Raw genomic sequence first — 8,050 nt, 5'->3', positions numbered from 1 at the left:
TTCAGGTAAAGGCAGAGGGTCTGGATATCCCTGTCATTCATGACCTTCAATGCCTGTTGTCTGACTACTGAGAAGGGCTGATTGTCATCAATATTCTCGTCAACAAACAGGTGAAGTAGCTCTGCCGCTTTCGTGACATTGTCCGCAGCTGACTGCCAGGACAGGAACACTGCTTGTTGTGCAAAGGCGTTGGCGGCTTCCTGTTGTTTTCGGATATGGTAAACAAACCCATCCGTCAGGCGCTCCAGTGCAAGTTGCATGCGCTCTGTCAGATGACACAGTAACCACAGGTGCTGCTGTGAGCGTTTGAAGCGCCGCACTTTACTGCCGTAGTAATCAATAAGGCCGCTGAAGTGTTGTCGATTTTTTAGCGACAGATTGAGCCTGTCCACAACGTCATTTATTTGCGTGTGCCATGGTGCTAACCGGTGGTAAATGGCGAGCTCTTTTTTAAGCTCAGGCACGGTCAGACTTTTGGCACCACCCCTGAGATGGCTCAGACTCAGCCCGTCGTCTTTAGTAGTGATTATGTTGTCCAGAAAGACGTTAAGTTCATTACTGGTAAGTTGATTCAGTTGGAGCGTCAGGTCTTTTCTGACCTGTTGCATTGTGCGGCTTATCAGTCTTTGAAGCACGGAGTACTTAGGAATGGCAATGTTATGGCTGGCAAGGTATTCAATGGCCGCATCAAAGAGGTGTCGAGGCTCCAGCCAGGCATGACCAATGTAAACCAGGTGGTGGCACAGAGCATTGAGGTGCTGTTTTTCATTCCACTTATTGTAATTTAGTAGACGCAGTATCCTTGAGTAAATACGGTCACGCTGCATTTTACTGACACTGAAAGGCCTGATCCCTTTACCTCTTTGAATTTGGGAGGCAATAAACTGCATGTCGATACTGATATCACGGAAACTCGGAGCAATGATCACTGGCTTAGATTTAAAATAGCCCAGAAGCGCCACGAAATAACAACGATGTTTAGTAAGCCTGATAGTACGGCATTCGGCCTGTTCTACATCGTTTAGCGAAAAATACAAACGTTGTTCCTCAATAGAAAACTGAGGTGCTGAATACAAGTCTCGTTGTTCTGCCTGAGTCAGAATCGAGAGTTCATTACTAATTGCCATGATGAATAAACGCCAATATGATTGATGGTGTTTATATAAGATGGCAGAATATTGGAAGGTAACCCACCGCCACAGACCATATAATATAATACCTGTAGCGTTCTATGTTACTTTAGAGGGGAAAATCCCTAGAACCCCATTACATATCACCCTAAAATGATATGCGGGATAAATCGGCTAGAATCTTTGGTTATTTTCCCTTCATCTTCTCGAATTCCAATTCCTGCCGCAGTACCATTCACTAACCAACTTCCGATCAGTACATGGTTTTCGCCAAATGTTGGCAATGGTGTGTAAGCCTGTACAATTTTCCCTTCGCTACCATAAGGGCCATCTACAAATTCAACCACTTCGCCATCTTTTACGATCGAGATGTTCGCACCCTCACGTGAAAAAATTGGCTTCACGACGTAATGGTCCATACTCGCTACTCGTGGGTCATTTTCAAAATAAGCTTCAAGCAAATTCGGGTGGCCTGGGTACATCTCCCATAACAGTGGCAAAATTGCTTTATTGGAACTGATGGACTTCCACAATGGTTCCATCCAATTGATCTCTGCTGTTTCTAGATGCTGGCTATATTCCTCGCGTAACATGTACTCCCAAGGATATAGTTTAAAAAGCGTATCGATCGGTTTGCTATTGGCATCCGTAAAGTATTTTCCATCTTCCGAAATGCCAATATCTTCTACATACACAAATTCACTGTGGATGCCGGCTTCTTTGGCACAGTCTTGAAGATATTGTACCGTACCGCGATCTTCGATGGTGTCCTTACAGCATGCGAAGTGCATCGTATTAAATGCCAGTGTTGGCTTTAACTCGATAAAACGTCTTACAAGCAAATCTTCCAACAGGTTGAACTGGTCGGCATTTTGTGGCAATTCGCCGCGATTAACCTTTTCTTCAAGCCACAGCCAAGAGAAAAATGCCAGTTCGTAGAGACTTGTCGGCGTGTCACTGTTTAGTTCTAGGAGCTTTGCCGGGTTCTTCCCGTCATATGCCAAATCGATACGACTATATAAACTCGGGTCACGGCGTTTCCAAGATTCACGAACCAAGCCCCACATAGATTCAGGTATTTGAAACTTTGCCATCAGTTCATCGCTTTCAATAACCTTGGCGATCGCATTCAAGCTCATTTGATGAATTTCTTCTGTCGGTTGCTCGATGTCGCGTTCTATCTGAGTTAGAGTGAATTGGAAGTAGCGGTCCTCTGTCCAATATGGCTCGTCGTCGAAAGTATGGAAGCCGAAATTGAACTCTTGCGCTGTCTTCTTCCAATCATGACGTGGTTGTGTAGGTATCTGTAGCATTTAGACCTCTATGTCTTTGTTAGTGCCTAAGTAAATGTTCTAGTAGCATCTCACCCCTTAAATAATCGGCAAGAGCACTTACTCAGTTACTAAAAAGCCGGTGATGAACCACCGGCTTGGATGATGTAAGAGAGTTGTTTATCCACCCCAGCTACTACGAGAGCTGACAGAAGAACCCCAACCACCACGAGAGGAAGTCTTCACTACTGGTTTTGCTTTGTAGTCAGACTTAAATCCACTGGAAGTAGTTGAACTCGAACTTGTCTTGTAACCTGCGCCACTCATTGCTTGCTGTTTCTTTTCAGCGTCTCGGGCTGCGTTATACATGCGCTCTTTGTGACGTCGTTCGCTTGAGTCATCAAGAGCATCAATTACGCGGCCAGCGATATATGCATTCGCAATTGTGTTTGCTACGCTACTTCCCGTTCCTTGACCAATCCCCTGACCGATACTGGAGCCATAGTTTGATTTATTGTTACCGCCAGAGTTACCAGTGTAAAAACCGTCATCCTCGTTGCGTAACCGAACTGTTGGTAACGGGTGCAGATACCTGTCGGTCATAGTGAAATTCAAATGGCTTATGTTGTTTGCATCACCAACTTTCATTCCATCTGCAAAGAACAATTTTCCGTATTTATCCGAGTATGAAGATGTCGACGTAAACAATGGCTGCACAAACAAATCACCATATTGTCGAGAGATGTCGTAGTTGTCGTAATGCTCGGGCTTAACTGGCGCAACCATAAATGCGTCAAGCTTAGGACGATAGCCTAATCCAGCTGGCATCGCTTCACAGACACCATACTCAAGTTCACATTCGGCCTGTTTACGGAACTTCTCAGTAGTTCTGTCGGCTTCACGTTGCGCAATTTTGTATGCTGCATCGCATTGAGTACCAAGCTCTGCTTTACCATCAGCTTTACAAGCATCAACGTCTTCATACACCTTAATGCGAAGTGGGCTGTCTGGTTGACAACCAGCAAGTGTTGCCAGTGCCAGCGGCGCTAATGCAAAGTGACGAAATGTTTTGCGTTTACCTTCTAGTTTAATGCGGCTACGCATTCGACGTTTTAATTCAGTCATAGCTACCTCGACTAGTATGTCAGACAAGCGGCGTTAAGAAGGCCAACAGCGATAGAAACAGAAGCCAATAGCACGGCTGCAGGAGTTTCATTTTCTTCAATTCTTTGCACGATCTTCGGCATCATAATGGCTCTAACTCCCACAAAACCGGCAACCTGGGCGACTAGAGCTACAGCGCCCCATAGTGCATAATCAGTAATCCCCACAGAGTGAGAAGCTGCGCTTGAGATAGCGATTGCATAACCAACAATTGCGCCGCCGAGCGCGATCGCAGCAGATACGTTTTTATCTTCTTTAATCAGCTTCCATTCGTTGTATGGTGTCATGGCCATGTAAATGAATTTGAATCCAATCAAGAATACCAAGGACAATGCGAAGTAACCGATGAATGAAGTAATCCCATTCATAAATGCTGTTGCCGCTGCACTTTCGTTTGCTAGTTCGATCATTTATGCCACCACTTTAAAGTCAGAAATATTTAGTTGAATCCCTGTAACACGAGAAAGTAATCGGTCCGGGGTGTTATTTGCGATTCGTTCTTCACATGCGACAAGAAGTTCTTCTGTTTTATCGTGTGGTAATAGAAGGTCTTCTGTTTTGTCGTCTTGCAAATTGCGTGAATAGAGCATGTTGAAAGAGTCCAGTTCTTTGACAAATCCATTTTTGTTGTAAACTTTCTCTGTCAGACAAACGGGTTTTTCGTTCTCCCAATACGGGGCAAACGTAGTACCTTCCAAGTCGTATTCATCTTTAACAATTTCATTGTTAAGTAGGTTGTCCCACGCTTGTTGCCCGTCAATTGGTCGAGAGTCATAGAAATACCAAAGGCTGATTTCCATAATACCGGAGTCATCATCGCCATTGATTAGCACTTGGATATACCCTTCATCATCTGTGTAGTACCGAACTATGCGAGTACCAGCACCCATATCGATTACACCGACCGCTTCAATGATTTGCGATGTTGCAGCACCTTCGATGGTCAACTTCGGTTCAGCAAGTCGTAACATCAGGCTGTCAATTTCAAACGCGCCACCAAGACGAAAGCCGCAAATTTCTGGAGTTACGGGTTTTGGTTGTTCAACTGGCTTTTTCTTGCCAAAAACAGCTCTCAGCGCTAAACAAACTTTTTTCAACATAAAAGTCCCTTATTCTGAAAAAATGAACCCGCATGAAAGCGGGCTCGTGTTATAGAGTTTCGCGCCTGAATTATTCGGCTGATTTGCTCTTGTTTAGGATCGCTGCCAACTGGTCTTTGGCAGTTGTACCGCCACCAATACCTGCAGCTTTAAGCTTCTGATCTAGATCTGTAGTAGTTTCAGCATCACTTAGCTCTTGTTGGGCTTCTAGTTTTGCTGACTGCTCGGCCTGCTTAGCTTTAATTCGGTTTAACGAATCCAGTGCCGTACTTGTTTTAGATGAAGCACCTACAACACTAGCTTGAGTTGCAGCTTGTGCCTTTTGAACGCTGTCAGTAGCTTTAACAAGGTCAATCTGACGATCGATGCTTGTAATATTTTTGCGAGCTACCGCGATATTTGACTTGTGCTTTTCTTCTGCTTCTTTGAATGCCTTAAGTTGCGCTTCTTCAAGTGCTTTTTCTTCATTCAAGTCTGCAACTTTCTGTGCACATTCCAGCGCTAAATCTTCATGGCCAGCTTCATTCGCTTTAATAGCTTTATCTGTGTACTCAGAAATCGCTTTATCAAAACCAGTTACTTTGCCCTCAGATAATTTGCGTTTAGCAACGATAGTTACTAGTGAATCTTCTGCTTTGCGAACAGCTTCTTTCGATTCACGCTGCTCCTGCTCAAGAATGGTGATTGCGTTAGCATCAATCACGCTCTCAGCTGCCTTGTTTACATTACCAGTGAAGATGCGGAACAATTTACTTAGTGACATATGGAGTCCTTACTTAATGAGAAATTCAGAGTAGCCTTCAAGCAGTTCTGCAACATTGCGGAAAAGCTCTTCGACCTCAAGAACAACACTTTCAACTTTTGACTCAGAAGATAGAGCGCCGAAAGCGGAGTAATAAAACTGGCCTTCTACTTCTGATTTACCGACTGCTGTAAGTGGGACTAACTTATGTGTTTTTAAGATGTAATCGTCCAGCGCAGCTTGGTCAGCTACTGCGTCTGCTTGGAACAGCAAGGATTCAACGATGATCTGTGACCCCTGAACTACGAGTACTGCATTAATACCTACATCGTTTGTGATGATCAGGCTTTCATCCGATTGAGTTACATTGAATCCTTCGTCAGATTCAAGAAGTGCTTTTGTTACTACATTAAGATCCAAAACATTTCTCCAGAATAGGTATGCATAAGACTGTAAAATCCGTCACATACGGTTATTTGGTATAAAAATACCACCTGCTTACACTCGAATCAATAAAAAGCGTTTAGCTTTTATTTTTCATTCTTGCGCTGTCGAAAACTAATTTATGTGGTTTTTAATTTTCCGCAACCATATAAATACTACAAGGTCAGATTTTTTAGTTTAAAGTGATAATCGTTATCTTTTGATAACTCTCTATGTGTTATCCTTACGCTGAAAATCATGTTTCTCAGTGGCAAAAATTTCAATGCGTAAGAAGTTAAATCCCCAGTTTGAAAGCGAATTCTGTTTGGCTGGCTATGACAAAGAGAAATTGCTTTCTCTGCTGAATGAAATTGACTCAACAAAAAGGTCGGTTTCAAGTCGGTTATCAAGATTATCGAGCGAACCAGGTGAAGTGGTTCTCAAAGGCGAAAGTCGTCAGGCTGCGATAAGAAGAATGAAAGATAAGCTGGCATTTCTAGCTGATGAAAGAGAGTTGGTAGTTAGGCGACTAGCTGAGATTAAGAGAAATACAGTGCTTATCAACCGTGAAATGCATAGCCGGCCACCAGCATTAACGGCTGCATTTGTTGCCGCAACAAGGTTATTGGTCGATAAAAAAACATTGAGTGTCATCGAGCAAGCAGCGCAGGATATTTTATCCCAAACTCACTTCTAAACCTTTCTCGGTTTGTGCACCACATTAAAAACTCGAGCATTTTCAAACTCCAAACAGGTTAAGTACAGATACATTTTGTTTTATACTACCTCCCTATCAAATGGGAGCGTAAATGAAAAGCATACTAAAATATCCTGGCGGCAAATCATGGCTTGCGACTCGTTCAAAAAAATTGATTTCTGAGTTGGAGCCACGATTTGTTGCAGAGCCATTCTGTGGCGGCCTATCATTTTCCCTTAACAATGAGTTTGAACGAGTCCTTGCTAACGACCTCATTTCTCCGCTCATTAATCTTTACCAGCATGCACAAAAAGGGTTCGTCCCCAATAAAGATGATTGGCATCTCGATAAAGCATTCTATTTAGGCGTTCGTGAGCGATTCAATCAGCTAATTGTCAGTAATCAAGCAGATTCAGAGTTTGCGGCAGGGGCAATGTGGTACCTGAGCTATCATTGCTTTAACGGGCTAATGAGGTTCAATCAAAAAGGAGGCTTCAACGTTCCCTATGGTAAATATGATGAACTTGCGACACCATCTGGTTTTACCCAGTTCCAAGAGGTTACTAAAAATTGGAGGTTTACAAATGGTAGTTTCCAAGATCTGAACCTAAATGGTGTGGATTTTTTACTGGCAGATCCACCTTATGCTGGAACATTTGCAAACTATTCAGGTAAAGGATTCACATTCAAACATCAAATACAAGTGGCTGACTGGCTAGCAGACCACAGTATGCCGATGATAGCTTGCAACAGCCTTAACCTAGAGCTGGCAAAATTATATAAAGCAAGGGGATTCAGTATCTACAGGACGGATGTAAGAAGAAGTATCAGTCGGAACGGAAATGGACGTCAGGCTGCACCTGAGATGATAGCTTTTAAAGGTTTTGGAAAGAACAGAAAATTCTCTCAGTTGGTAGACTTGATTGAACGGTGCCGAGTATAGAGACACAATAAATAAGCAGGGACTACCCTGCTTATTTATGCGATTGATTTAGAAGCGGAAGCCAAATCCGACTTCAAATACGTCCACAGCTTGCGTGTTATTGCCACTAGACATAGTAATATCAGTTGAAAATCGTTTATAAGCCGCATTGATTACATAGTAGTCACCAAGCGCATAATTAATACCCAAACCAACTACAACGTTTTTGTTAGCTGTGGTGTTCAAATTTTCTTTGTCGCGTGTAGTGACATCAACTAGTTGATGTATCTCAGGATTGAACATTTTTACCGTGTACGGGTCGCCGTATGTATAGTTCGCACCAGTTAGTTGAGCGATACCGATCGTAGCAAATACGCTTAAACGTTCGTTGATGTAGTAACTTGGACCAATACTTGCCATCCAGCCATCATAATCTGTCTCTAGTTTTTTCCCGTTTTCAGTTAAATTACCGTCAACATCATAGAAAGAAGCATCACCAACCACACCCCAATTATCAGACAGTTAGAAGTGGACCCCGCTGGTTGGACACATAAGCTCATTTCTTAAGTGGTTGACCCAGCTCATGCTGCGTATCTTTGCC

The 8,050-nt window shown here is 43.2% G+C and carries 10 protein-coding genes; 2 read left to right on the top strand and 8 right to left on the bottom strand.

What is annotated here, in order from left to right; translation table 11 throughout:
- From R7D93_RS24795 to R7D93_RS24765, 7 genes are all read right to left on the bottom strand, one after another.
- Positions 1-1,127: DUF4158 domain-containing protein (locus tag R7D93_RS24795; RefSeq protein ID WP_206926118.1), on the bottom strand; the 1,127-nt coding region annotated here is incomplete at its 3' end.
- Between the two features lie 146 nt (positions 1,128-1,273).
- Positions 1,274-2,443 (bottom strand): glutathionylspermidine synthase family protein, encoded by a 1,170-nt coding sequence (locus tag R7D93_RS24790; protein ID WP_276404791.1) that lies wholly within the window; start codon positions 2,441-2,443, stop codon positions 1,274-1,276.
- A 138-nt stretch (positions 2,444-2,581) separates the two neighbouring features.
- Positions 2,582-3,526 carry a DUF1190 domain-containing protein gene (locus R7D93_RS24785; protein WP_017190662.1) on the bottom strand — a complete coding sequence of 315 codons (945 nt, stop codon included), beginning with the start codon at positions 3,524-3,526 and terminating at the stop codon, positions 2,582-2,584.
- A gap of 11 nt (positions 3,527-3,537) precedes the next feature.
- The gene (locus tag R7D93_RS24780; protein WP_017190661.1) at positions 3,538-3,975 is read right to left on the bottom strand and encodes a DUF350 domain-containing protein; all 438 of its coding nucleotides are present in this window, start codon (positions 3,973-3,975) and stop codon (positions 3,538-3,540) included.
- Entirely contained in the window at positions 3,976-4,665 is a 690-nt protein-coding gene (locus R7D93_RS24775) for a YjfK family protein (protein ID WP_079324520.1), read from the bottom strand.
- 70 nt (positions 4,666-4,735) lie between these two features.
- Positions 4,736-5,428 carry a PspA/IM30 family protein gene (locus R7D93_RS24770; protein WP_017190659.1) on the bottom strand — a complete coding sequence of 231 codons (693 nt, stop codon included), beginning with the start codon at positions 5,426-5,428 and terminating at the stop codon, positions 4,736-4,738.
- Positions 5,429-5,437: 9 nt separating this feature from the next.
- Positions 5,438-5,827, bottom strand: coding sequence for a DUF2170 family protein (locus R7D93_RS24765; RefSeq protein ID WP_017190658.1), 390 nt, complete (start codon positions 5,825-5,827; stop codon positions 5,438-5,440).
- Between the two features lie 271 nt (positions 5,828-6,098).
- Here R7D93_RS24765 and R7D93_RS24760 point away from each other — a divergent pair, with 271 nt between their 5' ends.
- Both R7D93_RS24760 and R7D93_RS24755 read left to right on the top strand, forming a co-directional pair.
- Entirely contained in the window at positions 6,099-6,527 is a 429-nt protein-coding gene (locus R7D93_RS24760) for a hypothetical protein (RefSeq protein WP_318129534.1), read from the top strand.
- A 112-nt stretch (positions 6,528-6,639) separates the two neighbouring features.
- Complete coding sequence (locus tag R7D93_RS24755) at positions 6,640-7,470, top strand: DNA adenine methylase (protein WP_079324522.1); 831 nt, start codon at positions 6,640-6,642, stop codon at positions 7,468-7,470.
- Between the two features lie 48 nt (positions 7,471-7,518).
- On the opposite strand, the gene R7D93_RS24750 is transcribed toward R7D93_RS24755, so the two are convergent.
- The gene (locus R7D93_RS24750) at positions 7,519-7,971 is read right to left on the bottom strand and encodes an outer membrane protein (RefSeq protein WP_318129535.1); all 453 of its coding nucleotides are present in this window, start codon (positions 7,969-7,971) and stop codon (positions 7,519-7,521) included.
- Between the last annotated feature and the right edge of the window lie 79 nt (positions 7,972-8,050).

It is taken from the genome of Vibrio sp. YT-15 (assembly GCF_033337445.1).
GTDB classification, from domain to species: Bacteria; Pseudomonadota; Gammaproteobacteria; order Enterobacterales; family Vibrionaceae; genus Vibrio; species Vibrio alginolyticus.
This window is presented reverse-complemented; position numbering and strand designations above follow the sequence as displayed.

What these genes read in the sequence shown, in the direction of transcription:
- R7D93_RS24755 (WP_079324522.1), top strand. Translation starts at nt 6,640, where the DNA reads ATGAAAAGCATACTAAAATATCCTGGCGGCAAATCATGGCTTGCGACT.
- R7D93_RS24790 (WP_276404791.1), bottom strand. Translation starts at nt 2,443, where the DNA reads ATGCTACAGATACCTACACAACCACGTCATGATTGGAAGAAGACAGCG.
- R7D93_RS24780 (WP_017190661.1), bottom strand. Translation starts at nt 3,975, where the DNA reads ATGATCGAACTAGCAAACGAAAGTGCAGCGGCAACAGCATTTATGAAT.
- R7D93_RS24785 (WP_017190662.1), bottom strand. Translation starts at nt 3,526, where the DNA reads ATGACTGAATTAAAACGTCGAATGCGTAGCCGCATTAAACTAGAAGGT.
- R7D93_RS24775 (WP_079324520.1), bottom strand. Translation starts at nt 4,665, where the DNA reads ATGTTGAAAAAAGTTTGTTTAGCGCTGAGAGCTGTTTTTGGCAAGAAA.
- R7D93_RS24770 (WP_017190659.1), bottom strand. Translation starts at nt 5,428, where the DNA reads ATGTCACTAAGTAAATTGTTCCGCATCTTCACTGGTAATGTAAACAAG.